Source organism: Microbacterium sp. PA5 (genome assembly GCF_049860775.1).
Lineage (GTDB): Bacteria > Actinomycetota > Actinomycetes > Actinomycetales > Microbacteriaceae > Microbacterium.
In genome coordinates this window covers 3099234-3124957 of sequence record NZ_CP187567.1, presented here as the reverse complement: position 1 = coordinate 3124957, position 25724 = coordinate 3099234, and the positions used below count along the sequence as shown (strand labels likewise).

Below are 25724 nucleotides of genomic sequence, written 5' to 3'. Positions count from 1 at the left end.
GGGCGGGGGTCGGGGGATCGGGAGCCGGGGGATCAGCGTGCGACGGCGTCGCCGTGCGCGAGTCCGAGGTCTGCGCGGCGGGGCGCGCCCTGCCAATCGCTCGGGTGAAGACATGCGTAGGCGCCGCACCGCGTCGCGACTCGGAGTCGCTCGACGACCGGCTCGCCCCACGCGCGTGCGGCCAGATAACCCGCCGCGAAGGCGTCGCCCGCACCGACCGTGTCGACGGCCGTGATGGGCTCTGCGGCGACGTGCCGCACGCCTCCGTCGATCGCCGCGACGCAGCCGAGGCTTCCCCTCGTGACGAGGACCTCGCGTGGTCCGCGCCGCGCGAGGAGCCCGGCGAGGTCCTCGGCGGGGACCGCCGTCTCGGCCGCGGTGACCAAGCGGGCTTCGTCCTCGCTGGCGAAGAGGATGTCCGTGAGGGCCAACAGCTCCTCATATGCGTCGCGTGCTTCCGGGGCGGTCCAGAGCTTCGAGCGGTGGTTGACCGCGAACGAGACCAGGAGGCCCAGGGTGCGCGCACGAGCGACCGCCTCGAGGACCGTGGCGCGCGCGCTCGTCGACAGCGCGAGCGTGACGCCCGTGACATGGAGGATGCCGAATGCGGCGATGTCCACCCGGTCGAGGTCGCCGGGCGTCAGTCGGCTGCCGGCGCTCCCGGCACGGTAATAGTGGACGATGGTGGCGCCGGCGCGGGGCGTCGATTTGAGCAGAAGCCCCGTCGGCGCGGCGGCGTCGGTGACCGCGACGACATCGACGGCCTCCGACCGCAGGTCGCCGACGACGCGCCTGCCGAGCGCGTCGTCTCCCACACGGCCGAGCCACGTGACGTCGACGCCGAGCCGGGCAAGCCCCACCGCGGTGTTGCCCTCCGCCCCGCCCGTGTCGACGGATGCCGACGCGAGCCGTTCGAAGCCGCCGACGGCATCCCCGCGGATGACCCCCATGCTCTCCCCGAGCGTCAGCACGCGCACGGCGGCGCTCATGCGTCGTTCCGGACGGCGTCGCACAGATCTCGGCATGCGCGGGCAAGCTCGCGGATCGCGCGGAAGTCGCCCTCTGCGATCGCGGCGCGGGGAACCATCCAGCTGCCGCTGCCGGCGAAGACCGAGGGGCGCTGCAGGTACGCGCCGAGATTCTCGGGAGTGAGACCGCCGCTGGGGAGGAACCGGACGTCGGCGAAGGGCGCGGCGAGCGCGTCGACGTACGCGGGGCCGCCGAGCGACGCGGCGGGGAAGAGCTTCACATGGGAGTAGCCGTCTTCGCGTGCGCGCTGCACCTCGGTGGGCGTGGCGACACCGGGGACCGCGACGACGCCGTGCTCCCGGGCGCGGGCGTTCACGCTCGGGGCGTACCCGGGAGTGACGAGGAGCCGGGCGCCCGCCGCGGCCACCGCATCGACCTGGCTGGGAGTCAGCACCGTGCCGGCACCGGCGAGGAATCCCTCGACCCTCGCAGCGGCTTGCAGAGCCCCGAGGCCGGCGGGGGTCCGCATCGTGAACTCGGCGCAGGCGATGCCGCCGGCGAGGAGGGCTTCGGCCAGCGGAGCGCCGTGGGCCGGGTCGTCGACCACGACCACCGGGACGATCCCGATCCGCTCGACCCTTTCGAGCACGTCGCGCTCGCCGCTCACCGGCCGAGCCATCCGCCATCGACGGGGAGGGTGATCCCGTCGATGTAGTCCGAGGCGCGGGAGGCGAGGAACACGGTCGCACCGGCCAGGTCACCGGGCTCGCCCCACCGACCGGCCGGAATGCGATCGAGGATCGCACCGGCGCGGTGGGGGTCGGCGCGGAGGGCCTCCGTGTTGTCGGTGGCGATGTAGCCGGGCGCGATCGCGTTGACGTTGACGCCGCGCGCCGACCACTCATTCGACAGCGCCTTCGTGAGTCCCGCGATCCCCGACTTCGCCGCCGTGTAGCCGGGAACGTTGATTCCCCCCTGGAAGCTCAGCAGAGACGCGGTGAAGATGACCTTCCCGCGCCGGCGCTCGAGCATCTGCGCGGCGACGGCCTGCGTGAGCGCGAACTGGCTCGTGAGGTTGATCTGCAGGACACGATCCCAGGCTGCCAACGGGTGCTCGGCGGCCGGAGCGCGTTCGATGGTCCCCGCGTTGTTGACCAGGATGTCGATGCGGCGCTCGGCGAGCGTGCGCCCGAGAGCGGCGACGGCATCCGGGTCGGAGAAGTCGCACGGGATGCCGTCGAACGATCGGCCGGCGGCCGTCACGGCACGTTCGATCTCGCTCCCGTCCGCCGACTGCGATGCGCTCACGCCGATGATGTCGGCGCCCGCCTCGGCGAGGGCGACGGCCATCGCGAAGCCGATGCCCCGCCGTGCACCGGTGACGACAGCGGTCGCTCCGGTGAGGTCGAACAGGTCGCTCATGCCGTGCCCGCCACATCGACGAGGATCTTCATCGCACGGCCGGCTTCGAGGTCGGCGAACGCGTCGGCGGTGGCTCCGAGCGGCACGACGCGGGTGATGAGCTCGTCGGCGGGTATGACTCCCTCTGCCACGAGCTCGACGGCGGTCTCGAAGTCGACGCGCTGATAGACGCGGGCGCCGAGGATGCGGAGCTCGCGCCAGAACACGCGTTGCAGGTCGAGGGGACGCGGCGTCGGATGGATCGCGACGACGACGAGCGTGCCCCGCACCTTGGCGAGGTCGGTCGCCCCGAGGACGGCGGGCGCGGCTCCGGAGACCTCGAAGACGACGTCTGCTCCGGCGCCGCTGGTCCACTCCTCCACCACGGCCTTCTGGTCCCGCTCGCGCGGGTCGAGGGTGGCGAAACCGAGCGACTCGATCTGGGCGCGGCGCCGCTCGTCGAGCTCGACGACGAGCACTTCGGCGCCGAAGTGTCTGGCCACGCTGGCGATCAGGAGCCCGATCGGACCGCCGCCGATGACGACGGCCTTGTCCCCCTCGCGCAGCTCGCTGCGACGCACGTCGTGCACCGCGACGGCGACGGGCTCGATGAGGGCCGCGTGGTCGAGCGGGGTGCCGGCCGGCACCCGTACAAGAGTGCGCTCGGGCACGTTCCATCGCTGCTGGAGCGAACCGGGCGAGTCAATCCCGATGAAGTCGAGGTTCTGGCAGATGTGCTCGTTGCCCGCGAGGCATGCGGGGCACGTGCCGTCCCAGTCGAGGGGCATCACCGTGACCGCATCCCCGACCGACCATCCCGTCACGCCTTCGCCGAGAGCCGCGACGGTGCCGCTCATCTCGTGGCCGAACACGAGGGGCTTGTTCACGCGCGCGTCCATGTTGCCGTGGAAGATGTGCAGGTCGGTTCCGCAGAGGCCCGTGTAGGCGACTTCCACCTGGACCTCGCCGGCGGCCGGCGCGGTCCAGGTGAGCTCTACGGGGTCGAGGCGGCGGTCTCCGACGTAGGCGATGCCGTTCATGCGGTCCTCTCGGGGATAGGGGGCTGAAGCCGGTAGAAGGTCGTGGCTGTTGCCGCGAAGAGCGCGTCGCGCTCGGCGACGCTCCATCCCCGCGTGAGCTCCACAAGGGCGGCGTGGACGAGTCCGTGACCGCCTGCGCGCTCGACGATCGGCCAGTCGCTGCCGTACATGAGCCGGTCGACGCCGAACTCAGCGGCCGCGTCGTCGAGGAAGGGGCGCAGATCGTCGGCCACCCACGCGCGCGGATCGCCGACCGGGGGATAGAGGCCCGAGACCTTGGCGTGCACGAGCGGGTGCGCGGCTGCCACGCGCAGCGACTGGCGCCACGCGGTCCGGTCGGCGTCGGAGCCGCCGATCGGGGGCTTGCCGAGATGGTCGATCACGAGCCGCAGGTCAGGATGCCGATCGAGGATCTCGGGGATCTCCGCGAGGGCATCGGCCGACGCCGTCACGAAATCCAGTGGCACGCCGGCGCGGGCGAGGAGACCCAGGGACTCGCTCTGCCTGGCTTGCGAGAGCCACCCCGGTTCCCGGTCGTGGATGAGATTGCGCACGCCCACGAAGAGCGGGTCGCCTCCCGCGTCCTCGAGGCCGCGCGCGACGGCGTCGGGATCGTCGAGGGGAAGCCACGCGACGATGCCGGCGACGCGCTCCGGATGCCGCTCCGCCTCCGCACGCATCACGGCGGTGTCGCCCGCGTTGTCCACGGCCTGCACGAGCACGACGCGGTCGACTCCCGCACGCTCGAGCTCGGCGGAGACGTCGTCGAGGAGGAGGGTGCGATCGAGCGGGTGGAGCGCGGCGGTGAGCCACGGGTACGAGGCCCGGGAGGGGTCCCAGACATGGAGGTGCGCGTCGACGATCATGCGCGCTCGAGCTCCTGCCAGGTCTCCGCGGAGATCGGGGCCTCGTACCGGTCGACCGTGCTGTTCACCTGGTCGGCCGTGCGCATCCCGACGACGACCGAGGCGACGGCCGCGTCACGGAGCGGGTACTGGACGGCGGCTTCCGGCAGCGTGACGCCGTGCCGGGTGCAGACCTCGGCCAGCCGCCGGCCGTGAGCGATCACGTCGGCCGGCGCAGGGCCGTAGTCGTAGGTCGCGTCGTCCCGTACAACGGGGTTGCTGAGAAGGCCCGAGTTGTAGACCGCCGCCGAGACGACCGCCACGTCGCGCTCCGCCGCGAGAGGGAGGAGTCGATCCTGCGCGCTCCGGTCGAGAAGTGTGTGCCGGCCGGCGACCATGACGACGTCGATGTCGCACCGCTCGATGAAGCGCACCAGCATCGCCGCCTGGTTCATCCCGGCCCCGACCGCCCGCACGACCCCCTGGTCGCGAAGTTCGATGAGCGCACTGACTCCTGTGGAGGAGGCGTCGTCCCAGTGGTCGTCGGGGTCGTGGAGGTAGGCGATGTCGATGCGGTCGAGGCCCAAGCGGTCGAGGCTCCCCTCAATCGAGCGGAGCACGCCGTCCCTCGAGAAGTCCCACTCCCGCCGGTGTGTCGCGGGGGCGGCGAAGCCGTCGTCGAGGTCGAGGATGCCAGCGGCGGCGCGCTCGGGCGTCGGCACCAGCCGACGGCCCACCTTCGTCGACACGACGAATTCGTCGCGCGGACGGGTGCGCAGCGCGGCGCCCAATCGTCTCTCGGAGAGGCCCACGCCGTAGTGCGGCGCGGTGTCGAAATAGCGGATGCCCCGCTGCCAGGCGGCGTCGACGGCTCCGGAGGCCTCGTCGTCCGAGGTCTCCCGGTAGAGGTTCCCCAGCTGCGCCGCGCCGAAGCCGACCTCGGACACCGACAAGCTGGCGATGGCTCGCTGACGCATGAAACCCCCTCGTTTGAGAAGATCATACATCATATGTGCCAAGAGTTTTGGGCCTCGCGCCATGCGAGGACACCAGTTCGGGAGCCGCAGAGATCGGCTCCCCATGCGCGGCGTCCTGCGCGAGCCGACGCCCCTTTCGCCGAGCCGACACGCCCCGCGCGAGCCGACACGCTATGCGCGGGCGCAGCGTGTCGGCTCGGCGGCAGCATGTCGCCTCGCGGGGTGAGGCACGCGGGGTGGATTTGAGAATGATTATCACTAGCCCCTAAACTCGGAGCATGGCACGGAAGACCCTCACGATCAGCGCGCTGCTCGGCGCGACCGCCCTCGTCCTCGCCGGCTGCGCGTCGACGCCGACGGACGCCGCGGACGGCGACGCCGTGCAGGTGGTCGCCTCGACCAGCGTCTACGGCGACATCGTGTCGGCGATCGCGGGCGACGCCGTCGAGGTCACCTCGATCGTCACCTCGTCCAGCCAGGACCCCCACTCCTACGAGGCGTCGGCGAGCGACCAGCTGACGATCTCGCGCGCCGACCTCATCGTCGAGAACGGCGGCGGCTACGACTCCTTCATCGACTCGCTGATCGAGGCTTCCGGCTCGGAGGCGCACGTCATCACCGCCGCCGAGTACTCGCACGACTGGCCGGAGAACGAGGGCCACGATCACGCGGACGAGGATGCCGAGGCCACCGAAGAGGCGGACCACGACCACGATCACGCCGGGCACGACCACGTCGAGGGCTTCAACGAGCACGTCTGGTACGACCCGCACACCATCGAGCACGTCGCCGAGGCGATCGCCGAGGAGCTGACCGAGCTGGTCCCGGACGAGGCCGCGACCTTCGAGAGCGGCCTGGCCGCCTTCGTCGACGGCGTCGCGGGCCTCGAGACCTCGCTCTCGGACATCGCGGCGGCCCACGAGGGCGAGAAGGTCTTCGTCACCGAGCCCGTGCCGCTGTACCTCACGGCGGCCGCGGGGCTCGAGAACGTGACCCCCGAGGCGTTCAGCGAAGCCGTCGAGGAGGGACAGGACGTGCCGCCGGCGACGCTGCTCGAAGCCACCACCCTGCTGGGCGCGGGCGATGTGCGGGTGCTGATCGCGAACTCCCAGACCGGCGGAGCCGAGACGACCCAGGTGATCCAGACGGCCGAGGCCGACGGCATCCCGGTGATCGAGTTCTCCGAGATCCTGCCGGAGGGCGAGAGCTACCTCACCTGGATGGCGAACAACATCGACGAGCTCGCGGGCGTGCTGGCCGGCTGAGCCGGAACCCCCTTGGGCGCGGTCCCGCCGCGGACGTCAGTCGGCGTCTGCGGCGGGGCTTCGTCGTGCCGCGAGGGCCTGGAGCAGCGCCTGCTCCTGCTCCGCGGAGCCCTCGGCCGCCGACCGGTTCTCGGTCTCGACCGCGGCGACGATCTCGGCGCGCTGGATGCGCGTCTCGCGGGGGGCCTGGATGCCGAGGCGCACGCTGTCGCCGCGGATCTCCACCACCGTGAGCTCGATGTCGTCGCCGATGAGCACACGCTCACCGATCCGTCTCGTCAGAACCAGCACTCGATCAGACTACTTTCCCACCGCGCCCGCCGACGATCCCGCCTCGATCGCGTGCGGCTCGGGGACCGCGTCGCGGACGATCCCGATCGTGTCGATCGCGAGACCCCCGGCGGTCGCCTCGGTGTACGACAGCACCGGCAGACCGTCGGTCTGGGTGGACACCAGTCGGCGCACGGCGGTGCGCAGCGACGGCGCGCACACCAGCACCGGCTCGGCGCCGGGGCCGGCGCCCTCGACGGCCGCCTTCGTCGACGCGATGACCGCTTCGAGCCGGCGCGGGTCGAGGGCGATGTGCATGCCGTCCTCGGCCGGCCGCAGCGACTCGAGCATCGACTGCTCGAGCAGCGGATCGATCATCACGATGCGCAGACGCCCGTTCTCCGCGAAGCGGGCGGCGACGGCCGGGCCGAGGGCGGCGCGCGCCGCCTCGATCAGCCCCTCCGGCTCGGTGGAGGTCTTGGCGCGCAGCGCCAGCGCCTCGTAGATCCGCACCAGGTCGTTGACGGCGACGCGCTCGGCGAGCAGCCCCTGCAGCACGCGCTGGATCTCCGCCAGCGACAGCAGCGCCGGGGTGAGCTCCTCGACGGCGGCGGGGCTCGTCTGGCGCAAGCCCTCGGTGAGCTGGCGCACGTCCTCGCGGCTGAGGAGCCGGGAGGCGTGGGCCTGGATGATGCTCGACAGGTGCGTGATGATCACGCTCGCGCGGTCCACGACCGTGGCGCCCGACAGCTCGGCGGTGTGACGCATCTGCAGCGGGACCCACTTGCCCTCGATGCCGAAGACCGGGTCGGGGGCGGCGGCGCCGGGGAGCGCGTCGAGCGCGGTGCCGAGCGCGAGCATCGATCCGCGCGGCGCCACGCCGCGACCGGCCTCGACGCCGGCGACCCGGATGACGTAGGTCGACGCGGGAAGCTCGATGCTGTCGCGCGTGCGGACCGGCGGGACGATGAGCCCCATCTCCACGGCGGTCTTGCGCCGCAGCGACTTCACGCGACCCAGCAGGTCGTCGGGGCCGCCGGTGACGAGGTCGACGATGTCGGGCGCGAGCAGGATCTCGAGGGTGTGCACGCGCATGCGCTCGGCCAGCTCCTCCGGCGCGTCCGCGGCCCGCGTCTCGGCCGCCGGCGCCTCCTCCTGCGCCCGCTGCTCCGCCGCCCCGACGCGCTGGGCGATGAGCAGCAGCAGACCCCCGATCACGAGGAAGGCGAGCATCGGCATGCCGGGGATGAACGACATGGCGATCGCGGCGCCGCCGGCGATGAGGAGCGCCGTGCGCGACTGGCCGAGCTGGCCCGCCGCCGAGGTGCCCATGTCGGCCTCGGCGTTGGAGCGCGTCACGATCATGCCGGTCGCGACGGCCATCAGCAGCGCGGGGATCTGGGTGACCAGGCCGTCGCCGATCGTCAGGATCGCGTAGGTGCTGAGCGCCTCGTCGATCTCCATGCCGTGCGACATGAGGCCGATGGCGATGCCGCCGACGAGGTTGATGACGATGATCACCAGGCCGGCGATCGCGTCGCCCTTGACGAACTTCGATGCGCCGTCCATCGCGCCGTAGAAGTCGGCCTCGGCGGCGATCTCGGCGCGCCGGGCGCGGGCCTCGGCGTCGGTGATGAGTCCGGCGTTGAGGTCGGCGTCGATCGCCATCTGCTTGCCAGGCATGGCGTCGAGGGTGAACCGCGCACCCACCTCGGCGACGCGCTCAGCGCCCTTGGTGACCACGACGAACTGGATCACGATGAGGATGAGGAAGACGACGATGCCGATCACGAGCGATCCGCCGACGGCGATGGCGCCGAACGCGTCGATCACCTGGCCGGCGTGCGCCTCGCCGAGCACGAGCTTGGTGGAGGCGACGTTGAGCCCGAGCCGGAACAGCGTGGCGACCAGCAGCAGCGAGGGGAACACCGAGAAGTCGAGCGGCTTCCGCACGAACATCGTCGTGAGGAGGATCAGCAGCGCGAACAGGATGTTCGTGATGATCAGCACGTCGAGCACCGGCGGGGGCACCGGCACGATCAGCAGCATGATGATGCCGACGACGGCGACCGGGATCGCGGACTTCTTCAGGATGCCCTTCATGGCGCCTTCCTCTCCGGGACGGTGTGCACGCCGCGGGCCGAGCCGCGACGCTTGAGGCCGTCGACGAACACGAGGATGCGTGCGACGGCGGTGTACAGGTCGGCCGGGATCTCCTGGCCGAGCTCGCACGCGCTGTGGAGCGCGCGGGCGAGCGGGATGTCGCGCACCAGGGGCACGCCGGCCTCGGTCGCGCGATCGCGGATGCGCTCGGCCACCACGCCCTTGCCCTTCGCGACCACGCGGGGCGCCGCCTTGCCGGGCTCGTAGCGCAGGGCGACCGCGACGTGGGTCGGGTTCACGAGCACGACGTCGGCGTCCCCGACGGCGGCGATCATGCGGTTGCGGCTCATGGCCATCTGCCGCGCGCGGCGTTGACTGCGGATGAGGGGGTCGCCCTCGCTGCTCTTGTGCTCGTCGCGCGCCTGCTTCTTGGTCATGCGCGTGTGCTTGCGGTTGCGGCGGGCGACGACGAGGACGTCGGCGAGGGCGAGGGCGATGCCGACCGCCACAGCCGTCATCAGCAGGCCCGCGATGCCCGAGGCGGCCACCTCGAGGAGGCGGCTGACGGGCGCGGCGCCGCTGGTGACGAGCAGCGGCATGAGGCCCGCGACGACGACGTAGAGCGCGAGGCCGATCGCCGCCGTCTTCAGCAGCGCCTTGACGCCCTCCCACAGGGCCTGCAGCCCGAACAGCCGCTGGATCCCCGTGATCAGATTGAACTGCTCGAACCGCGCCGGCACGCCGCGCAGGTGCACCCCGCCCTGCACCACGGAGATGATCAGCACGACGATCGAGACGGTCCCGAGCGTCGTGCCGATGATCGCGGGGATGTGCCCGAGGGCCGAGGACAGCAGCGCGAGCGCGTCGTCGACGTCGGGACTGCGGATGATCGACGCGATCCCCACGAACTGCTCGGTGCCGGCGTCGGCGCCCGCGCCGATCAGGGCGGGCAGCATGACGCAGAACGCGCCGATCGCGATCCACGCGGACATGTCCTGGCTCCGGGTGATCCGGCCCTTGCGGTAGGCCTCGCGCAGCTGCCGGCGCGAGGCCATCTCGGTGCGCTCGCCGCTGTCGGCATCGCTCATCGCGCACCCCCGATCAGCAGCCCGACGGCATCCTCGGTGAGCGCGCTGACGACGGCGGGGAGCGCGAGGATCACGGTGCCGGCCAGCACCAGGGTGAGCATGATCTTCACGGGGAAGCCCATGGCGAACGCGTTCAGGGCCGGGGCGACCCGGCTGACGAGGCCCAGGCCGATGTCGGCCAGGAACAGGACCAGCAGGAGCGGCCCGGCGATCTGGACGGCGGCCAGCAGCAGCTGCGCGGCGGTGTCGATCAGCAGCTCGGCGGGCCGCTCCAGGGCGAGCATGCCGTCGACCGGGACGGCCGAGAAGCTCCGGGCGAGTCCGGCGAGGATCAGCGCATAGCCGTTCGAGGAGATGAGGAGCGCGAGCGCCACCATCTGGAACAGCCGGGTGAACTGCGCGCCGCTGACGTTCATCTGCGGATCGAACGCCTGCGCCAGCTGGAATCCGCCGAACAGGTCGATGAGGCCGCCCGCCGACTGGACGGCCGCGAAGCACACGGTCACGAGGAAGCCGAGCAGGGCGCCCGTCACGAGCTGCGCGAGCAGGGCGAGGAGGAACGCGCCCGAGTCCAGCGGCGTGTAGCCCGGCGCGACGGTGCCGCTCATGGCGACGGCCAGGCCCACGCCCAGCGCCGCCTTGATGCGCGTCGGGAAGCCGCGGTACGAGAAGGGCGGTGCGAGGCAGAGGAACGCGGTGATCCGTGCGGCGGCGAGGCCCGTGGCCTCCAGCCACGCGAAGTCGATGGGGATGTCCACGTCATCGGCCCGTCATCTGTCGCATCGTCATCGACCCGTCATCCGCCGCTCAGCAGCTGCGGGATGCGGTCGAACAGGGCGTGGGTGAAGGTGACGGCCTCGGTGATCATCCAGTTGCCGCACACCACGAGGGCGACCCCGACGGCGATCGCCTTCGGGACGAACGAGAGCGTGACCTCCTGGATCTGCGTGATCGACTGCAGGAGCGAGATCGCGAAGCCGACGACGAGCGCGGTGACCAGCAGCGGCGCGGCGAGCTTCGCGGTGATCATCACGCCCTCGAGGGCGATGTCGAGGACGGCTTCGGGGTTCATCCGCCCCCCGCATAGCTCTGCATCAGCGTGCGCAGGATCAGGCCCCAGCCGTCGACCAGGATGAACAGCAGGATCTTGAAGGGGAGCGAGATCATGACCGGCGGCAGCATCATCATGCCCATCGACATGAGCGCGGCGGCCACGACGAGGTCGATGACCAGGAACGGCACGAAGATGACGAACCCGATGATGAAGGCGGCGCGCAGCTCCGAGATCATGAACGCCGGGATGAGCGTGATGAGCGGGGTGCTCGCCGGGTCGTCCGGGTTCTCGCCGCCCGAGAACCTCGTCATCAGGGCGAGGTCCTCCTCGCGCGTGTAGGCCAGCATCCAGGTGCGCAGCGGATCCGAGGCGGCCGTGACGGCGTCTGTGAAGGTGAGGCCGCCGTCGGTGTAGGGCTGGACGGCGATCGTGTTGATCTCGGTGAGGACCGGCCACATGATGAACAGCGTCAGGAACAGCGACAGCCCGGCGAGCACCTGGTTCGGCGGGATCGTGGGCAGCGACAGGGCGTTCCGCGTCATCGCGAGCACCACGAAGATCTTCGTGAACGACGACATCATGAGCAGGAGCGCGGGCGCCACCGACAGCAGCGTGATGCCGATGAGGGTGAGGATCGACGCCGACGGCGTGCCGTCGATGCCGTTGATGTCGACGGTCACCCCGGTCGGGGGCGCCGGGGTGGGATCGATCGCGTCGGCGTGGGCGGCCGGCACGGTCACCGCCTGCAGCGCGATCAGTCCGAGCGACAGCGCCGTGGCCATCCCGGCCCGCGCGGCCGTTCGGCGCCCCGGAGTCCTCACGCGCCCGGCACCCATCAGGCGCCGAGCGCCCGGCGCAGCGCCTGGGCGGCATCCCGCGGCAGCGACGGCGTGCGGGAGGCCGCGCGGGAGGCCGTGCGCTGCTCGGCGCGGAGACTGCGGCGCGCCGGCAGGGGAGCGGCAGGATCGGCGGCGGCGATCGGCGCGGGCCGGGCCGGGAGCGCGGTGAGCGGCGCGATGGCGGCGCCGGCCGCGGCCTCCGCCGGAGCGCGGTCGATCACCGAGACGGCACCGTCGCCGATGCCCAGGACGTAGCGGACGTCGTCGATCTCGACCACGACGACCTGCGCCTTGGCACCGAGGCCGCGCCGGGCGATCACCCGCACCGCGTCGCGCGCGCGCTCCTTCGCCGCGCCGCGGGCGACACGGCGCTGCAGCAGCCAGACGACCGCCAGGACCGCCGCGAGCGAGACGACGACGCGGACGCCGAGAAGCAGATCGTCCAGCTCAGGCCTCCGCGCTCTCGATGATGCGCGTGATGCGCACGGCGTAGTCCTGATCCACGACGACGATCTCGCCGTGCGCGATGAGTCGGCCGTTGAGCTTGACGTCGGCCGGGGCGCCCGCCGAGCGGTCGAGCTCGATGATGCGGCCGGGCTCGAGGTCGAGCACGTCGCGCACGGTCATGCGGGTGCGGCCGACCTCGACCGTGAGGTCCATCTCGACGCCGGCGATCCGCTGCAGGCGCCGCGGCGAGGCCGCCCGCGTCTGGGAGATGCGCACCGCGAGGCGGCCGAGCGTGCGACCGGACTCCTCGACGAGGTCGAACACCTGTGCAGACGGGTGCGAGAAGAGCGCCGACGCGTCGCCGAGGACGGGCTCGCCGAGCACGCTCGGGCCGAACGCGGCCGCCGCGGCGTCGAGGGCGTCCCGCAGGCGGTCGGCGAGCGACGCCGACGGGTCGCCCAGCAGGGCCGACTCGTCGAGGATCACGACGGCCAGGGCGGCGCTGGTGTCTCCCACCGACGACACCATGAGGGCGTCGCCGGTCTCGCCGGACCCGGCGCTCGGCCGTGCCGTCGTGCGGCTGGTGGTCGGAAGGCGATCGGCGAACGCGGCGGCCGCGGCGGCTTCGTGCGTCGTGGTGCTGGTCATGGGGTCTCCTCGACGAGGGAGCGGGAAAGGTCGGATGAGGTGATGACGCAGGCGAGGCGGGCGCCGTTGGCGCCGACGGCCGCGGCGGCGACGACGTGGTCGCCGATCGCGAGCTCGAGCGGGCGGTCCTCGCCGTGGGGCAGCGTGAGGACGTCGCCGACGGCGAGGTCGAGGACCTCGCCGGGCAGCATGGCGCGGGACGCGAGGCGCAGCGTGAGCTCGACGGGCGCCTCCTCGACGTGGTGGCGGACGACGTCGGGATCGGGCGCGGCGTGCGGTGCGGAGGTCGTGTCGGTCAGGCGCTCCAGCAGCACCGCCGCCGGCAGCGCGATGCTCGCCGACTCGGTGTGGTCGGCGAGGCGCATGGAGAAGCGGGCCACCACGACGAGCTCCTGCGCCGACACGATCTGGGCGAACGCGGCGTTGTACTGCACGGCGGTCACGGCCAGCCGCTCCGACAGCAGGCCGCCCAGCGATCCCCGCAGATGGCCGAGCGTCTCGTCCATGAGCGCGCGCAGCAGGGCGAACTCGATGGGGGTGAGGGAGCGGGCTTCGAGCGGGCGGGCGCTGTCGCCGCCGAGCATCTTCACGATCCACAGGAGGGCGGTCGAGACCGGGAACTCGATGATCGCGCGGGCGTCGGCATCCTCGTCGCTGCACAGCACGAGCGTCGTCGTGGCGGGCACCGTGGACACGTACTCGTCGTAGGTCTCCAGGGTCACCCGCTCGACGGTGATGTGCGAGCGCAGCCGGGCCTTGGACGTGAGCTGCATCGCCCACAGTCGCGCGAACGCGTCGAACGCCCCGGCCAGCGCACGGGTGTGCTCGCGCGACAGCGCGGCCGGGCGGCCGAAGTCGTAGCGCTCGGGCACAGCGGGGCCGGCATCGGTCGTCGACGCACCGTCGTCCGTCCGCACGCTGTCCTCGATCTGCACGAGCGGGACTATCGGTCGCCCGTGCGACCGCGTAAGGGCCGCGTCGCAGGGTGCGGGCGGTCCGGCGGCGCCGGGGAGGCGGTACGGCGGTTCAGCGGCCGGCGGCGACCGCGTCGAGGCGGGGGAGCTCTTCGCGCACCTCCTCTGCGGCGGACGAGAGGACCACGATGTCGACGCGGCGGTTCTTGGCGAGCGCGGCCGCGCTGGTGCCCTTCGCGAGCGGGCGCGAGGAGCCGTATCCGACGGAGCTGATGCGCCCGTGGTCGACCTCGCCCTCGTTCGCGAGGTAGCGCAGCACCCCCGTCGCGCGTGCGGAGGACAGCTCCCAGTTGTCGCGGAACGGCGGGGCGGGCCGGCGGTAGTCGGCGTGACCCTCCACCGAGATGTCGTGCGTGTCGTCGGCGAGCACGGTGGCGGCGGCGTCGAGGACGGCGCGGGCCTTGGCGCTGAGCACGGTGCTGTTGGTCGCGAAGAACGTCTCGGCGCTCTTCAGCCCCATTGTCAGCCCTCGCTCGTCGATCGTGAAGGTCGCGGTGTCGCCGAGGCCCTCCTCGTCCAGCGCATCCTGCAGGCGCTCGCGCAGGAGCGCCAGGCTGTCGTACTCCTCCTCGGCGGCGTTCGGGGGGAGCTCGTAGAACGCCTCGCCCTCGTCGTCGACCAGGTCGGCGGGCACGACGACGCCCTCGGACACGTCGACGGCCGCGGACTCCTCCGCGCCGAAGCCGGTGGCCAGCGACGCGCGCAGCGCCTCGAACTTCTCCTGGTCGACGGTCGACATGGCGAACATCACGATGAACATGCACATGAGCACCGTGATCATGTCGAGATAGGACGCCATCCAGCGCTCGTCGGGGCCGTCGTGGCCGCTGTGGGCGGGGATGCGGCGCCGGCGCGGCACGCTCATGCGGGCTCCTCGACCGGTGCGGGCGCCGGCTTCTCGCGGCGCCGCTTGCCGCCGGTGTCCGGGGTGAGCGCACGGAGGCGCTCCTCGACGAGGTGGTGGGGGCTTCCGGCCTGCACGGCGAGCATCCCCTCGGTGAGGAGGGTCATGCGGTCGACCTCGAGCTCGGCGAGGCGCTGGAGCCGCGCTCCGATCGGCAGCCAGATGAAGTTGGCCGACAGCAGGCCCCAGAGGGTGGCGACGAAGGCCGCGGCGATGAGCGGTCCCAGGGTGGAGGGCTCGTCCAGCTTCTCCAGCACGTGGGTGAGCGAGACCACCGTGCCCACGATGCCCACGGTGGGCGCGTAGCCGCCGAGGGTGCTGTAGAACCGGGCGGCCGTGCGGCGCTCGGCGGCGACCGTGGCGACCTGATCCTCCATGAGCACGCGGAGGTCCTCGGCATCCGTGCCGTCGGCGATGTTCTGCAGCGCCTGGCGCAGGAACGGGTCCTTCTCGTCGGCGACCGCGTCCTCCAGGGCGAGCAGGCCCTCGGCGCGGGCCTTCTCGGCGTAGCCGACGACGGTGACGATGAGGTCCTCGGCGGATCCCTTGAGCCCGCGGAGCGCACGCGGCAGCGCGCGGACGGCCTCCTTCGCGTCGTGGACCGTGCCGCCGGCGAGGCCGATCGCGATCGTCGCGCCGAAGACGAGGATCATCGGCGCGGGCAGCAGGAGCGCCTCGACGTGCGCGCCCTCGAGCGTGATCATCGCGTAGAGGCCCGCGAAGGCGAGCAGGACGCCGATGATGAGCATCAGCGCTCACCCCCCGCGCTGTCTGAGGCGCCCGCGGCGGGGTCGGCGGACGGGCCCCGCAGCGCGGTGGAGAGCACGCGCGCGCGGAAGGCAACGACCGCGTCGATGACGGCGTCCATCGTGTCGGCGACGACGAACGTCGCCCCGTCGACCATCACGAGTGTGGTGTCGGGCGTCGCCTGGATGCGTTCGATGAGGTCGGGGTTGACCGCGAACGGGGTGCGGTTCAGCCGTGTGAGGACGATCACGAGCACCCCTTCCCTGGTCGATGCAGCCGAGGCGCGGAGCGCTGACGGCGGGCCTGCGACATCGTGTCTTCGGCTCGAGGAGCACTGTCGGCCAGTGCGCCGGATGCGTTAGGTCGGCGTGTGGAGGCCGCGGTTTGCCGGCGGGTGCGGGGGGGCTATCCACAGGGCGCGCGGCGGTCGAGGCGCCGCTGCGACTAGTCTGAGCCGCTATGAAAGCCGACTCACATATGAGCAGGACATCGCGATGAGAAGAATCGTCAGCCTCGCAGCGGCACGTGCTCTGTTCGGAAGCCTCCCTCGCATCCTGATCGTCGCTGGAGTCCTGGCGGCCTACTACCTCGCCTCGACGTGGGTGGCGCCCTTCGCCCCGTGGTGGATCATCACCCTTGCCGGGCCATTCGTCTTTGGAGGGCTCGTCTATCTCGGCTCCGTCTGGCTCGATCGCGACCTCATTCGGCAGGCCGAGGGAGACCCTCCCACGGACAGGGAGCACGCCGGCCCCACGCCCTCGCCGTAGCACCCCGCCCAACCCGCGAACCGACACGAAATGCGCGAGCCGACACGATGCGAACCGCACAGAGCGTGTGGGTTCGTACGGATCGTGTCGGCTCGCGGGGGGATCCCCGGTGTGTGATCTGGGGGAGATCGCCGGGGATCCAGCCGGGACCTGGGGGGATCCCGGAAAGGGTCAGCGCTTGAGGCTGGTGAGCTCCTGCAGCACCTCGTCGCTCGTCGTGATGATGCGGGCGTTCGCCTGGAAGCCGCGCTGGGCGACGATGAGGTTCGTGAACTCCTGCGAGAGGTCGACGTTCGACATCTCGAGCGCGCCGCTGACGAGGTCGCCGAGTCCGTCGCTGCCGGCGACGCCGACCTGTGCGGCGCCGGAGTTCGCGCCCACGCGGTACTGCGAGGAGCCTGCCTTCTCGAGCCCCTCGGGGTTGTCGAAGGATGCCAGGGCGATCTGGGCGAGCACCTCGGTGGCGCCGTTGCTGAACGAGCCCACGAGACTCCCGTCGGCGGTCAGCGTGTAGGAGACGAGGGCGCCGGAGGCGCGACCGTCCTGCCCGGTGATCGCGACCGTGCGGAGGTTGGCGAAGCCGGTGAGAGCCGACAGGTCGACGGTGACGGCCCCTGCCGTGAGCGACGCCGGGGCGGTGAGCGCGCCGTTCGTGAAGGCGAGCGAGGTCGTCGCGGTGCCGTCGGTGACGTCCCAGCCGGCGGCGGTGCGCGTGAAGGTGAGCGTGAGCTGGCTCGCGGCGCCGTCCGCGTCGTACACGGTGATGTCGCGGACGATCTGCTCGCCGGCGGCGGCGTCGGCGGGCAGGTTGCCGGTGACCGTGGCGCCGCCGGTCGCGACGGCGGGCGAGGTCGCGCCGACCGGGAGCGCGACCGTGCCGATCGGGGAGCCGGTCGCGATGACGCCGTCGGTGGCCGTCCATCCCTGCACGAGCGCGCCGTCGGCGGTCGCGAGGCGGCCGGCGGAGTCAAACGAGAAGCCGCCGTTGCGCGTGTAGAGCGTCTCGGCGCCCTTGCGGACGACGAAGAATCCGTCGCCGGCGACCATCAGGTCGGTCGGGACGCCGGTGGTCTGCGCGGATCCCTGCGCGAAGTTGGTGCGGATCGCGGCGATCTGGGTGCCGAGACCGACCTGCGCGGCGTTGGAGCCCGCGGCACCCTCCTGCGGGGCGCGGGAGTTCTGCACGATCTGCGAGAGCGTGTCCTGGAACTGGACGGAGCCCGCCTTGAAGCCGATGGTGTTGACGTTGGCGATGTTGTTGCCGGTCACGTCGAGCATGGTCTGGTGGGAGCGGAGGCCGGAGATGCCGGCGTAGAGCGAACGGAGCATGGGGGGTGCCCTTCTGTGGGGGGTCAGGAAGCGGTGATGCCCGACACGGCGTCGAGCGGAACGGTGGTGTCGCCGATGGTGACGAGGGGGATGCTGTTCTCGAACGAGACCTTGCTGACGAGGCCCGTGCGGGTGACGCCGTCGGCGTCGACGTAGGACGCCTGGGTGCCGACGAGCGCGGCGGCGGTCTGGCGCATGCTGAGGGCGAAGCTCTCGGTGAACGTGTCGGCCAGGGCGGTCAGCTGCTCCATCATCGCCAGCTGCGTGGTCTGGGCCATCATCTCGTTGGTGTCCAGCGGCGAGCTCGGGTCCTGGTTCTTCATCTGGGCGACGAGCAGCTGCAGGAACACCTCGGCGTCGAGCGCCTTCTTGGGGGGTGCGGCGGTGCTGGTCGCCGCGGTGGCGACCGCCGCGGCGGTGACGGATTCGACGGGCATGGGTCTCCTCGGGGGTCAGGCGAACAGGTCGATGCCGGTCGCCGCGCTGGCGGCGGTCGGCGCGGGGAGCGGCAGGGCATCCGCGGAGGGCGGGAGGACGGGCGCCGCAGGCGCGGGCGGCGTCGCCCGCTCGCGCCCGGATCCGTCGGACCCGCCCTGCCCGAACGGCTGGCCCGACGTCGAGGCGCCGGAGGCCCCGCCCGCCGAGCCGCCGGTGCCGGCTGCGAGCTGGTCGCCGCGGGGCGCGTCGGCGGTCGTGACGGCGATCGAGGAGTGCGGGACGAGGACGGCGAGGTCGCGCCGAAGGTCCACCAGCAGCGCGCGCAGCGCGTCGCGCCCGGCGACGGTGCCCGAGGCGAGCTCGATCGTGACGGATGACCCGGTGATGCGCGCCTTGACGGTGACGGGGCCCAGGTCCTCGGGCGAGACGCGCAGCGTGAGCGTGTGCTCGCCTTGGCCGCTGCGGGCCAGCGACACGAGCGGGGTGGTGAGCTGCGGAGCGAGCGGAGTCGGCGGGGTGGCGGTCGGCGGAGCCGGGGCAGCCGGCGCCGCGACGCCCGCACCCGACGTCACGGCGGACGGCGTGAGCCCCGCCGCGGCGGCGACGGCGGACGGCGAGGCCACCGGTTCGGCGGGCGCCGGCGACACGGCGGGCGTCGTCGGTGCCGCGGCGGCGGTCGCCGGTGACGCGGCGGCGGTCGTCGATCCGCCGGCAGCGGCGAGGGCGGCGACCCCGGCCCCCGCGGCCCCGTCTCTGGAGGCGGCGGCCCCGGAGGCGGCGGCTTCGGAGGCGGCGACCCCGGAAGGGACGGACGCGGCGGCGATGAGGGAGGCGAGCGCGTCGGCGACCCCGCCGGCGTCCGCGGATCGCGACGCCACGGGGACAGCCGCGAGAGCGGTGCGGGCGGCGGCGGCCATCGAGGTGGGGGACGACACGGCGGCCGACAGCGCCGGGACGGAGAGCGCGGACAGGGCCGACGCCGGCAGCCCGGACGCGGCGGCGATACCGGCGGCGGCGACGCCCTCACCCGGCGGCGGCACGACGCGGCGGATGGTGGCGATGTCGGCATCCTTCAGCCAGTTGTCACGCAGTTCCACGTGCTTGCCGGGGCTGGGGGCGTGGATCACCATGCCGTCGCCGGCGTAGATGACGATGTGGCCCTCGCCCTTGGTGACGATGAGGTCGCCGGGGCGGGCGTCGGCGAGCGAGGGCACCTCGACGCCGATGTCGGCCTGGTCCTGCACCACCCGCGGCGCGTCGATGCCCAGGTCGGCGAGCACCCGCTGCACCAGGCCGGAGCAGTCCATCCCCGAGCGGTCCTCGCCGCCGAAGACATACGGCACGCCGAGGTACTGCTTCGCCTGCGCCACGATGTCGCCGCCGTCCACCGGCCCGGCGGGAAGGGCGGGGACCTCGCCCACTCCGCCCGCGTCGCGCACGGCCGAGGCGAAGGCGGACGCGCTGGCGCTCGTGGCGCCGCCTGTGGTGCCCGTCGTCGCGGCGGCCGCGTCGGTCACCACCGGCTCCGGCGACAGGCTCCGGATGCGCTGCTGGATGTCGTCGATGCGCCCGAGGGCGGCGACCAGGGTCATGAGGGCTCCTCCGTCGGGGACGTCGTGGGCGCGGAGTGCGCAGCGGGTCGCGCGGCGACCTCGTCGAGGGCTGCCTGCTCCTCGCGCAGCACCCGGGCGTGCTCGCGCCGCGCGTGCGCCTCGGCGAGCCGGCTGAGTCCGTGCTCCTCGACCCGCGCGCTCGCGTGCTCGGCCCGCGCGGCGCCGAGGGCCTCCGCCTGCGCGTCCTGGAGCGTGCGCAGATCGGACAGCAGGCTCCGGGCGGCCACGCGACTGGCCGCGAGGGCAGCCAGGGTGCGGACGTCCTCGGGTCCTTCGGCCGACGAGGTCAGCGATGCGCGCAGCTGACGGTCCCGGGCCTCGGTGTGGGCGTGCTCCAGCGCCGCGCGCGACAGGCGCTCGGCGGCGGCGCGTTCCTGGAGGCCGCGCACGCGCAGGAGTCCGGCGAGCGGGAAGGCGCGGCTCATGAGAGATCTCCGAAGGCGTCGACGAGCTCCCTCAGCCGGCGCAGGGAATCGTCGGGCACGGCCCGCTCGTCCAGCGGCTGCGTGAGGAAGGCGGTGATGGCGCGCTCGTGCGCGAGCGCCGCGTCCACGCGCGGGTCGGCTCCGGCGCGGTAGGCGCCGATGCCGATGAGGTCGCGCGCGTCCTGGCGGGCGGCCAGGACGGTGCGCAGCCGCGACGCGAGCTCCCGCTGGGCGGTCCCCGCGACCTTCCCCTCCAGCCGCGAGACCGACCCGAGCACGTCGATGGCCGGATGGTGACCGGTGATCGCGAGGGCGCGGTCGAGCACCAGGTGCCCGTCGAGGATGGAGCGGACCGTGTCGGCGACCGGCTCGTTGTGGTCGTCGCCTTCGACGAGCACCGTGTAGACGCCCGTGATCGAGCCCTGCCGGTCGGTGCCGGCCCGCTCGAGGAGACCCGCCAGCACGGGGAACGTCGAAGGCGGATAGCCGCGGGTCGCGGGCGGCTCCCCGGCGGCCAGCCCGATCTCGCGCTGGGCCATGGCCACGCGGGTGAGGGAGTCCATCATGAGCATGACGTGCCCGCCGGCGTCCCGGAACGCCTCGGCGATGCGCGTCGCCGTCGACGCGGCGCGCAGCCGGGCCAGGGCCGGCTGGTCGGAGGTGGAGACCACGACGACCGACCGGGCGAGGCCCTCGGGGCCGAGGTCGTCCTCGATGAACTCCCGCACTTCACGCCCGCGCTCTCCGACGAGCGCGATCACGTTCGCGTCGGCGGCCGAGCCGCGGGCGATCATCGACAGCAGCGACGACTTGCCGACGCCCGAGCCGGCGAACAGTCCCAGGCGCTGGCCGCGGCCGAGGGGGACGAGGGTGTCGATCGCCCGCACGCCCGTGGCGAGGGGCTCCGCGATGCGCGTGCGCTCCATGACGGAGGGCGGCTCGTGGTCCAGGCCCACCCGGAGCGCGGCGATCGGCCCGCGATCGTCGATGGGGCGGCCGAGGCCGTCGATGACGCGACCCAGCACGCCGGGACCGATCGGCACCCGCAGCCGGCCCGACATCGATCGCGCCCGCTCTCCGACGCGCAGCCCGTCGGTCGCCGACAGCGGCATGCAGCGCAGGGCGCCCTTCTCGGCCGCCACGACCTCGGCGACGACCTCCGCTTCGCCGCCGCCGATGCTGACGAGGTCGCCGACCGCGCCGATCAGGCCGCGGACCTCCACGCCCAGTCCGACCACCCGCGAGACCGTGCCGGACCGCTCGGGCCGGGCGGCATCGAGCACCGCTCCCCACCCGCTCACGAGATCGCCTCCGAGAGGGCGGCGCGGGCGCGCGCAAGGGCCTGCGTGACCTGGAGGTCGATGTCGCCGTCGGCCAGGTGCACCACGGCGTCACCCGGCGAGAGGGCGGGGGAGGACTCGATGGCGAGCGTGCCGGGGCGCTCCCCGAGCCGGTCCAGGGTCGCGAGGTCGGCCTCGCTGAGGATCACGACCGCGTCGACGGCGTCGCCGACCGCGCGCTCGGCCCTCGCGACGGCGGTGCGCGCGGCGTGCACCGGATCCGACAGCTCCCGTCCGAGGATCGCCTCGGCGACATCGATCGCGAGGCTCCAGATCTTCTCCTCGGCGAGCTCGGAGATGAGCGCCACGCGATCGCGGAGAGACGCCGCCGCCTGTTCGAGCGCCTCCCGGGCCGCCGCTGCGGCCACGGCGTCCTCGCGGCGGGCGCGCCGGCGCTCCTCCTCCGCGCGGGCGGCGTCGGCCTCGGCGCGGCGGGCGGCGTCGCGCACGCCCTCCGCGTATCCGAGCGCGTGACCCTGCGCCCGGGCACGCTCGCGCTCGTGCTGGTGCGAGGCGGGGGTCAGCCGCGGGATCTCCCGGCGCACGAAGGACTCAGGCGACATACTCGTCCTCGTCCCCGCGCCGCACGCGGATCTCGCCGGCCGCCTCGAGCGTGCGGATGGTGCGCACGATCTCGGCGCGCGCCTCCTCGACCTGCGAGACGCGGACCGAGCCGAGCACGCGCGACTCCTCGTCGAGGGTCTCGCGGTTGCGCTCGGTCATGTTCCGGCGGATGACACCGGCGACCTCCTGCGGCGCGCCCTTCAGCGCGAGCGCCAGCACGCGGATCTCGATCCCGCGCAGGACGCGCTGAGCGTCGCGGTCGTCGAGCACGACGAGGTCGGCGAAAGTGAACATCCGCGAGCGGATGTCCTCGGCGAGCGCGCTGTCGCGGGCCTCGAGGTTGGACAGCAGCGCCTTCTCGACGGTCGCGTCCGAGCGGTTGATGATGTCGACGAGCGGCTGCACGCCGCCGAGGGTCTCGCGCGCGTCGCGGGTGGCGAACACCCCCGACCGCGCGCGGAGCGCGCCGGCGACGATCGAGACCGCGTCCTGCGTGGCGGTGCCCATGGTGGCGATCGCGTGCGCGACGTCGGTGCGGGCGGGATCGGAGAGCTCGGCCAGCACGGCCGCGGCGCGGTCGACGGGAAGGTGGGCCAGGACGAGGGCGATCGTCTGCGGCAGCTCGCCCTCGACGACGCTCGCGATCTGCGCGGGCTCGATCGCGGTCAGGAAGTCGAAGGACGACCCCGTCATCGCCGAGGAGACCTTCGTGAGCACGCCCGCGGCGCGCTCGGCGCCGAACGAGGCCTCCAAGAGGCCCGTCGCCACGTCTCGGCCGCCGCGGGCGGGAGGCAGGTGGCCCTGCGCGACGCGGTGGAAGTCGGTGAGTGCCGCGTTGGTCGCCTCGGCGTCGAGATCGCGGAGGCGGATGATCTCGGCGGCGATCGCCTCGGCCTCGTCGTCGCCCAGGTGCTTCATGACCTCGACCGCCAGCGCCCGGTCGAGGTTCATGACGACGACGGCGGCGGTCTGCGCGCCCGTGAGCGCACCGGGGGCGGCGGTCATGCGTCCTGCCGATCCCGCACCAGCTGACGCAGCAGGTCGGCGGTCTTGGCCGGGTCGCGGCGCGCGAAGTCGCCGATCTCGGCGCGGCGGCGGTCGAGGGTCACCTGGCTGAGCTCCGGCTCCGGGTCGGGCTCGAGCGCGGAGGCGGCCGGCGAGGCGCCCGCGACGGACTCCAGCTGCGCGGTCGCCAGCCCCGTGGGCAACCCGTGGGTGAGCGCGTCGAAGCGGTCGATGGTCTCGTCGACGGGCGAGAGGGTGAGGACGGCGGGCTCCGCGGCGGCCGCGCGGCGGCGGCGGCCGATCACGACGGCGGTGACGATCGCGATGACGAGGACGAAGACGGCGGCCCCGGCGATCATCGCGATGCGGGTCGTCACGGCGGTGCGCTCGGCCTCCTCCTCGGCGCGGGCGGCCTCCAGGGCGGCCTGCGCATCGGCGGCGGCCCCGACGCTGAAGGGCACGAGCTCGACGGTGACGGCATCCCCGCGATCGGGGTCGATGCCGGCCGCCGAGGTGACCAGCGCGGTGAGCTGGGCGAGGTCGACGCCCTCGGCCGCTCCCTCGTCGACGGCGACCGCGACCGTCTGGCGGGTGACGGCGCCGGCGGGGGTGGTGGTGCTCTCGACCGACTTGTTGATGACGTTGGTCCGCGTGGACTGCGTCGACTCGTAGGTCCCGCCCTCCCCGGCCCCTGCGGCGACCTCCGCGCCGAGCACGCCGGGATCGGCGCCGGTGCCCGTGTAGGTCTCGGTCGAGGTCTCCTCGGTCACCGACGGCGCGCCGTCGACAGGCTCGTAGGTCTCGTCGATCCGCTCGCTGACGGCCTGCTCCATGACCGCCGACACCGACACGGTCGCATGCCCGGTGCCCACCACGGTGTCGAGCATCTGCTGGACGTTCGCCGCCGTCCGCGCCTCGTAAGCGCCCGTCTGCTGGTCGGCGCTGCGGGTGAGGTCGCCGCCGACGGCGGAGAGCGTCCGGCCGGTGCTGTCGATCACGGCGACGTCCTCGGGCTTCATGCCGCTGACCGCCGCAGAGGTGAGGTGGACGATCGCCTCGACCTGCTCGGTCGCCAGCGTCGTCCCGTTCGCGGTCTCGATGAACACCGAGGCCGTCGGGTCGACCTTCTCAGACACGAACACGCTCTCCTCGGGGATCGCGAGCTGCACCGACGCGGTCGTCACGTTGTCGAGGGCGCCGATCGTGCGGGCCAGCTCCCCCTCGATCGCGCGCTTGTAGGTGACGGTCTGCTGGAACTCCGAGCTCGTGACGCCCATCGCGTCGAACAGCGAGTAGCCGTCGGTGCGCCCCTGGGGAAGCCCGGCGGCGGCTGCCGCGAGCCGCTGCTCGTACACGTCGGCGTCGGCGACGAGCACGGTCGAGCCGCCGTCGGCGAGCTCGTAGGGCACCGAGGCGGCGCGCAGCTGCTCGACGACGGCGCTCGCGTCCTCGGCGCCGAGGCCCGAGAACAGCGGCGACATGGCGGGACGGGACAGCCAGCTGGTGAGGGCGAAGATCCCCATCGCGAGCACGGCCACGCCGATGATGGCGATCGTCCGCTGGGCGAGCGTGAATGATCCGACGGCGGCGCGGAGCCTGCCGAAGACCGACGAGACGGCGGCGGGCATCAGGCCTGCATCCTCATGATCTCGTTGAACGCCTCGACGCCCTTGTTGCGGACGGCGGCGACCAGCTCGAGGGTCACCGAGGCGCGGGTCGACGCGATCATCGCGGAGTGGATGTCATCGAGATCGCCGGTCACCGCGGCCACCGACAGCTCGTTGGAGGTCGACTGGAGCTCCCGGAGCTGGTCGATCGCCCCGGTGACGCTCTCGCCGAACGAGGCGCCGTCGTCGGCCGAACGCGTGCCGAGCGACGGCAGGGTGAAGGCGGAGGGGTCGACGCCCGAGACTCCGGAGATCGGCATCAGCGCCTCCCGATCTGGAGGGCGGCCTCGTAGGAGGTCTTGGCGCGGTCGACGACCGCCGCGTTGGCCTGGTACCCGCGCTGGGCGAGGATCAGGTAGCTCATCTGCTCGCCGAGGTCGATGTCGGGGTACCGGACGTAGCCGGCGTCGTCGGCGAGCGGGTTGGTCGGCTCGTAGGCGAGCCGGCCTTCGCCGTCGCCCCACACGACGCCGCTCACCGCGATGCCCCCCCGCTCCTGATCGGCCTGGACGGCGACGTAGCGCTGGCGGAACGCCTCCTCGTCGGCGGGCACGGCGGTGTTCATGTTGGCGATGTTGTCGCTGAGCGCGTCGAGCCACACCCGGTGCGCTCTCATGCCCGAGCCGGCGATGCCGATGGCGTCGAAGGTCATGAGGTCCTCAAGGCGGTCTGGACCGAGGCGAACGCCCCGCCGACGGCCTGCGAGGCGAACTGGAAGCGCAGGACCGTGTCGATGTTGGAGAGCGTCTCGGTGTCGAGGTCGACGTTGTTCCCGTTCAGGCGGGTGGGTGCCGCGGACTCGGACACCCGTGCCGCGACGTGTCCGTCACCGCGGGCGACGGAGGCGGCGAGCTCCTGCTCGAACGAGACGACCTTGGCGTGGTAGCCGGCCGTGTTGACGTTGGCGATGTTGTCGGCGATCGCGCGTTGCCGCTGCGACAGGCCGTCCAGCGCGCTCGTGAGCGCGGCGGTGGTCACTGATTCGAGCACGAAACTGCTTTCGTC

Annotated in this window: 31 protein-coding genes; 2 read left to right on the top strand and 29 right to left on the bottom strand. The window is 72.8% G+C overall.

Going from position 1 to position 25724, the window contains the following annotated elements; genetic code table 11:
- Window positions 1-32: 32 nt before the first annotated feature.
- From ACPWUT_RS14750 to ACPWUT_RS14725, 6 genes are read right to left on the bottom strand one after another with little or no spacing between them, the layout of a single operon-like run.
- The gene (locus ACPWUT_RS14750; RefSeq protein WP_425839051.1) at window positions 33-989 is read right to left on the bottom strand and encodes a sugar kinase; all 957 of its coding nucleotides are present in this window, start codon (window positions 987-989) and stop codon (window positions 33-35) included.
- Window positions 986-1636 carry a bifunctional 4-hydroxy-2-oxoglutarate aldolase/2-dehydro-3-deoxy-phosphogluconate aldolase gene (locus tag ACPWUT_RS14745; protein WP_425839048.1) on the bottom strand — a complete coding sequence of 217 codons (651 nt, stop codon included), beginning with the start codon at window positions 1634-1636 and terminating at the stop codon, window positions 986-988. The genes ACPWUT_RS14750 and ACPWUT_RS14745 overlap by 4 nt, the downstream gene beginning before the upstream one ends.
- On the bottom strand, window positions 1633-2391 hold the full coding sequence (locus tag ACPWUT_RS14740) for an SDR family oxidoreductase (protein ID WP_425839045.1): 759 nt from the start codon (window positions 2389-2391) through the stop codon (window positions 1633-1635). Before ACPWUT_RS14740 ends, ACPWUT_RS14745 begins: the two co-directional genes overlap by 4 nt.
- Entirely contained in the window at window positions 2388-3410 is a 1023-nt protein-coding gene (locus ACPWUT_RS14735; RefSeq protein WP_425839042.1) for a zinc-dependent alcohol dehydrogenase, read from the bottom strand. The genes ACPWUT_RS14740 and ACPWUT_RS14735 overlap by 4 nt, the downstream gene beginning before the upstream one ends.
- Window positions 3407-4276, bottom strand: a complete 870-nt coding sequence (locus ACPWUT_RS14730) for an amidohydrolase family protein (RefSeq protein ID WP_425839039.1) — start codon at window positions 4274-4276, stop codon at window positions 3407-3409. The genes ACPWUT_RS14735 and ACPWUT_RS14730 overlap by 4 nt, the downstream gene beginning before the upstream one ends.
- Entirely contained in the window at window positions 4273-5232 is a 960-nt protein-coding gene (locus ACPWUT_RS14725; RefSeq protein WP_425839036.1) for an aldo/keto reductase, read from the bottom strand. Before ACPWUT_RS14725 ends, ACPWUT_RS14730 begins: the two co-directional genes overlap by 4 nt.
- Window positions 5233-5510: 278 nt before the next feature.
- Between ACPWUT_RS14725 and ACPWUT_RS14720 the strand changes: the two genes are divergently transcribed.
- A complete protein-coding gene (locus tag ACPWUT_RS14720; RefSeq protein ID WP_425839033.1) occupies window positions 5511-6497 on the top strand; it encodes a metal ABC transporter solute-binding protein, Zn/Mn family in 987 nt (328 codons plus the stop codon).
- Window positions 6498-6533: 36 nt separating this feature from the next.
- Here ACPWUT_RS14720 and csrA read toward each other — a convergent pair whose 3' ends face one another.
- The 12 genes from csrA to ACPWUT_RS14660 form a co-directional block, all read right to left on the bottom strand.
- Complete coding sequence (gene csrA / locus ACPWUT_RS14715) at window positions 6534-6788, bottom strand: carbon storage regulator CsrA (RefSeq protein ID WP_425839030.1); 255 nt, start codon at window positions 6786-6788, stop codon at window positions 6534-6536.
- Between the two features lie 9 nt (window positions 6789-6797).
- Window positions 6798-8870 (bottom strand): flagellar biosynthesis protein FlhA, encoded by a 2073-nt coding sequence (locus tag ACPWUT_RS14710; protein WP_284528352.1) that lies wholly within the window; start codon window positions 8868-8870, stop codon window positions 6798-6800.
- Window positions 8867-9958, bottom strand: coding sequence for an EscU/YscU/HrcU family type III secretion system export apparatus switch protein (locus ACPWUT_RS14705; protein ID WP_284528351.1), 1092 nt, complete (start codon window positions 9956-9958; stop codon window positions 8867-8869). Before ACPWUT_RS14705 ends, ACPWUT_RS14710 begins: the two co-directional genes overlap by 4 nt.
- Window positions 9955-10716 (bottom strand): flagellar biosynthetic protein FliR, encoded by a 762-nt coding sequence (locus tag ACPWUT_RS14700; RefSeq protein ID WP_425839025.1) that lies wholly within the window; start codon window positions 10714-10716, stop codon window positions 9955-9957. The genes ACPWUT_RS14705 and ACPWUT_RS14700 overlap by 4 nt, the downstream gene beginning before the upstream one ends.
- Before the next feature lie 38 nt (window positions 10717-10754).
- A complete protein-coding gene (gene fliQ, locus ACPWUT_RS14695) occupies window positions 10755-11030 on the bottom strand; it encodes a flagellar biosynthesis protein FliQ (protein ID WP_284528349.1) in 276 nt (91 codons plus the stop codon).
- Window positions 11027-11794, bottom strand: a complete 768-nt coding sequence (gene fliP / locus ACPWUT_RS14690) for a flagellar type III secretion system pore protein FliP (protein WP_284528348.1) — start codon at window positions 11792-11794, stop codon at window positions 11027-11029. The genes fliQ and fliP overlap by 4 nt, the downstream gene beginning before the upstream one ends.
- A 53-nt stretch (window positions 11795-11847) precedes the next feature.
- On the bottom strand, window positions 11848-12228 hold the full coding sequence (locus tag ACPWUT_RS14685; RefSeq protein ID WP_425842310.1) for a flagellar biosynthetic protein FliO: 381 nt from the start codon (window positions 12226-12228) through the stop codon (window positions 11848-11850).
- A 70-nt stretch (window positions 12229-12298) separates the two neighbouring features.
- Window positions 12299-12946 (bottom strand): flagellar motor switch protein FliN, encoded by a 648-nt coding sequence (gene fliN / locus ACPWUT_RS14680; protein WP_425839021.1) that lies wholly within the window; start codon window positions 12944-12946, stop codon window positions 12299-12301.
- Window positions 12943-13881 carry a flagellar motor switch protein FliM gene (locus tag ACPWUT_RS14675; protein WP_425839018.1) on the bottom strand — a complete coding sequence of 313 codons (939 nt, stop codon included), beginning with the start codon at window positions 13879-13881 and terminating at the stop codon, window positions 12943-12945. Before ACPWUT_RS14675 ends, fliN begins: the two co-directional genes overlap by 4 nt.
- 91 nt (window positions 13882-13972) lie before the next feature.
- A complete protein-coding gene (locus ACPWUT_RS14670) occupies window positions 13973-14785 on the bottom strand; it encodes an OmpA/MotB family protein (RefSeq protein ID WP_425839015.1) in 813 nt (270 codons plus the stop codon).
- Entirely contained in the window at window positions 14782-15573 is a 792-nt protein-coding gene (locus ACPWUT_RS14665) for a motility protein A (protein ID WP_284528344.1), read from the bottom strand. Before ACPWUT_RS14665 ends, ACPWUT_RS14670 begins: the two co-directional genes overlap by 4 nt.
- Window positions 15573-15821 (bottom strand): flagellar FlbD family protein, encoded by a 249-nt coding sequence (locus ACPWUT_RS14660; RefSeq protein ID WP_284528343.1) that lies wholly within the window; start codon window positions 15819-15821, stop codon window positions 15573-15575. Before ACPWUT_RS14660 ends, ACPWUT_RS14665 begins: the two co-directional genes overlap by 1 nt.
- 244 nt (window positions 15822-16065) lie before the next feature.
- Here ACPWUT_RS14660 and ACPWUT_RS14655 point away from each other — a divergent pair, with 244 nt between their 5' ends.
- On the top strand, window positions 16066-16338 hold the full coding sequence (locus tag ACPWUT_RS14655; RefSeq protein ID WP_425839011.1) for a hypothetical protein: 273 nt from the start codon (window positions 16066-16068) through the stop codon (window positions 16336-16338).
- Window positions 16339-16509: 171 nt separating this feature from the next.
- Here ACPWUT_RS14655 and ACPWUT_RS14650 read toward each other — a convergent pair whose 3' ends face one another.
- The 11 genes from ACPWUT_RS14650 to flgB are packed head-to-tail and all read right to left on the bottom strand — an operon-like array spanning window position 16510 to window position 25709.
- Window positions 16510-17667 (bottom strand): flagellar hook protein FlgE, encoded by a 1158-nt coding sequence (locus tag ACPWUT_RS14650; RefSeq protein ID WP_284528341.1) that lies wholly within the window; start codon window positions 17665-17667, stop codon window positions 16510-16512.
- 23 nt (window positions 17668-17690) lie between these two features.
- Window positions 17691-18104 (bottom strand): flagellar hook assembly protein FlgD, encoded by a 414-nt coding sequence (locus ACPWUT_RS14645; protein ID WP_284528340.1) that lies wholly within the window; start codon window positions 18102-18104, stop codon window positions 17691-17693.
- A gap of 15 nt (window positions 18105-18119) precedes the next feature.
- Window positions 18120-19697, bottom strand: coding sequence for an NlpC/P60 family protein (locus ACPWUT_RS14640; RefSeq protein WP_425839006.1), 1578 nt, complete (start codon window positions 19695-19697; stop codon window positions 18120-18122).
- The gene (locus ACPWUT_RS14635) at window positions 19694-20143 is read right to left on the bottom strand and encodes a hypothetical protein (protein WP_284528338.1); all 450 of its coding nucleotides are present in this window, start codon (window positions 20141-20143) and stop codon (window positions 19694-19696) included. Before ACPWUT_RS14635 ends, ACPWUT_RS14640 begins: the two co-directional genes overlap by 4 nt.
- A complete protein-coding gene (locus ACPWUT_RS14630; RefSeq protein WP_425839003.1) occupies window positions 20140-21444 on the bottom strand; it encodes a FliI/YscN family ATPase in 1305 nt (434 codons plus the stop codon). Before ACPWUT_RS14630 ends, ACPWUT_RS14635 begins: the two co-directional genes overlap by 4 nt.
- A complete protein-coding gene (locus ACPWUT_RS14625; RefSeq protein WP_425839000.1) occupies window positions 21441-22046 on the bottom strand; it encodes a FliH/SctL family protein in 606 nt (201 codons plus the stop codon). The genes ACPWUT_RS14630 and ACPWUT_RS14625 overlap by 4 nt, the downstream gene beginning before the upstream one ends.
- Window positions 22036-23052 (bottom strand): flagellar motor switch protein FliG, encoded by a 1017-nt coding sequence (gene fliG / locus ACPWUT_RS14620; RefSeq protein WP_284528335.1) that lies wholly within the window; start codon window positions 23050-23052, stop codon window positions 22036-22038. Before fliG ends, ACPWUT_RS14625 begins: the two co-directional genes overlap by 11 nt.
- Entirely contained in the window at window positions 23049-24680 is a 1632-nt protein-coding gene (gene fliF, locus ACPWUT_RS14615; RefSeq protein ID WP_425838997.1) for a flagellar basal-body MS-ring/collar protein FliF, read from the bottom strand. The genes fliG and fliF overlap by 4 nt, the downstream gene beginning before the upstream one ends.
- Window positions 24680-24979: a flagellar hook-basal body complex protein FliE gene (gene fliE, locus ACPWUT_RS14610; RefSeq protein ID WP_284528333.1), complete on the bottom strand. Its 300-nt coding sequence runs from the start codon at window positions 24977-24979 to the stop codon at window positions 24680-24682. Before fliE ends, fliF begins: the two co-directional genes overlap by 1 nt.
- Window positions 24979-25371, bottom strand: a complete 393-nt coding sequence (locus ACPWUT_RS14605; RefSeq protein ID WP_284528332.1) for a flagellar basal body rod protein FlgC — start codon at window positions 25369-25371, stop codon at window positions 24979-24981. The genes fliE and ACPWUT_RS14605 overlap by 1 nt, the downstream gene beginning before the upstream one ends.
- Window positions 25368-25709, bottom strand: a complete 342-nt coding sequence (gene flgB / locus ACPWUT_RS14600; protein WP_284528331.1) for a flagellar basal body rod protein FlgB — start codon at window positions 25707-25709, stop codon at window positions 25368-25370. Before flgB ends, ACPWUT_RS14605 begins: the two co-directional genes overlap by 4 nt.
- Between the last annotated feature and the right edge of the window lie 15 nt (window positions 25710-25724).

Bases quoted from the DNA above. Each gene is read 5' to 3' on its own strand.
- ACPWUT_RS14750 (WP_425839051.1), bottom strand. From the start codon at position 989: ATGAGCGCCGCCGTGCGCGTGCTGACGCTCGGGGAGAGCATGGGGGTC.
- ACPWUT_RS14740 (WP_425839045.1), bottom strand. From the start codon at position 2,391: ATGAGCGACCTGTTCGACCTCACCGGAGCGACCGCTGTCGTCACCGGT.
- ACPWUT_RS14735 (WP_425839042.1), bottom strand. From the start codon at position 3,410: ATGAACGGCATCGCCTACGTCGGAGACCGCCGCCTCGACCCCGTAGAG.
- ACPWUT_RS14730 (WP_425839039.1), bottom strand. From the start codon at position 4,276: ATGATCGTCGACGCGCACCTCCATGTCTGGGACCCCTCCCGGGCCTCG.
- ACPWUT_RS14725 (WP_425839036.1), bottom strand. From the start codon at position 5,232: ATGCGTCAGCGAGCCATCGCCAGCTTGTCGGTGTCCGAGGTCGGCTTC.
- ACPWUT_RS14720 (WP_425839033.1), top strand. From the start codon at position 5,511: ATGGCACGGAAGACCCTCACGATCAGCGCGCTGCTCGGCGCGACCGCC.
- ACPWUT_RS14710 (WP_284528352.1), bottom strand. From the start codon at position 8,870: ATGAAGGGCATCCTGAAGAAGTCCGCGATCCCGGTCGCCGTCGTCGGC.
- ACPWUT_RS14705 (WP_284528351.1), bottom strand. From the start codon at position 9,958: ATGAGCGATGCCGACAGCGGCGAGCGCACCGAGATGGCCTCGCGCCGG.
- fliQ (WP_284528349.1), bottom strand. From the start codon at position 11,030: ATGAACCCCGAAGCCGTCCTCGACATCGCCCTCGAGGGCGTGATGATC.
- fliP (WP_284528348.1), bottom strand. From the start codon at position 11,794: ATGGCCACGGCGCTGTCGCTCGGACTGATCGCGCTGCAGGCGGTGACC.
- fliN (WP_425839021.1), bottom strand. From the start codon at position 12,946: ATGACCAGCACCACGACGCACGAAGCCGCCGCGGCCGCCGCGTTCGCC.
- ACPWUT_RS14670 (WP_425839015.1), bottom strand. From the start codon at position 14,785: ATGAGCGTGCCGCGCCGGCGCCGCATCCCCGCCCACAGCGGCCACGAC.
- ACPWUT_RS14665 (WP_284528344.1), bottom strand. From the start codon at position 15,573: ATGCTCATCATCGGCGTCCTGCTCGCCTTCGCGGGCCTCTACGCGATG.
- ACPWUT_RS14655 (WP_425839011.1), top strand. From the start codon at position 16,066: ATGAGAAGAATCGTCAGCCTCGCAGCGGCACGTGCTCTGTTCGGAAGC.
- ACPWUT_RS14650 (WP_284528341.1), bottom strand. From the start codon at position 17,667: ATGCTCCGTTCGCTCTACGCCGGCATCTCCGGCCTCCGCTCCCACCAG.
- ACPWUT_RS14645 (WP_284528340.1), bottom strand. From the start codon at position 18,104: ATGCCCGTCGAATCCGTCACCGCCGCGGCGGTCGCCACCGCGGCGACC.
- ACPWUT_RS14640 (WP_425839006.1), bottom strand. From the start codon at position 19,697: ATGACCCTGGTCGCCGCCCTCGGGCGCATCGACGACATCCAGCAGCGC.
- ACPWUT_RS14635 (WP_284528338.1), bottom strand. From the start codon at position 20,143: ATGAGCCGCGCCTTCCCGCTCGCCGGACTCCTGCGCGTGCGCGGCCTC.
- ACPWUT_RS14625 (WP_425839000.1), bottom strand. From the start codon at position 22,046: ATGTCGCCTGAGTCCTTCGTGCGCCGGGAGATCCCGCGGCTGACCCCC.
- fliG (WP_284528335.1), bottom strand. From the start codon at position 23,052: ATGACCGCCGCCCCCGGTGCGCTCACGGGCGCGCAGACCGCCGCCGTC.
- fliF (WP_425838997.1), bottom strand. From the start codon at position 24,680: ATGCCCGCCGCCGTCTCGTCGGTCTTCGGCAGGCTCCGCGCCGCCGTC.
- fliE (WP_284528333.1), bottom strand. From the start codon at position 24,979: ATGCCGATCTCCGGAGTCTCGGGCGTCGACCCCTCCGCCTTCACCCTG.
- ACPWUT_RS14605 (WP_284528332.1), bottom strand. From the start codon at position 25,371: ATGACCTTCGACGCCATCGGCATCGCCGGCTCGGGCATGAGAGCGCAC.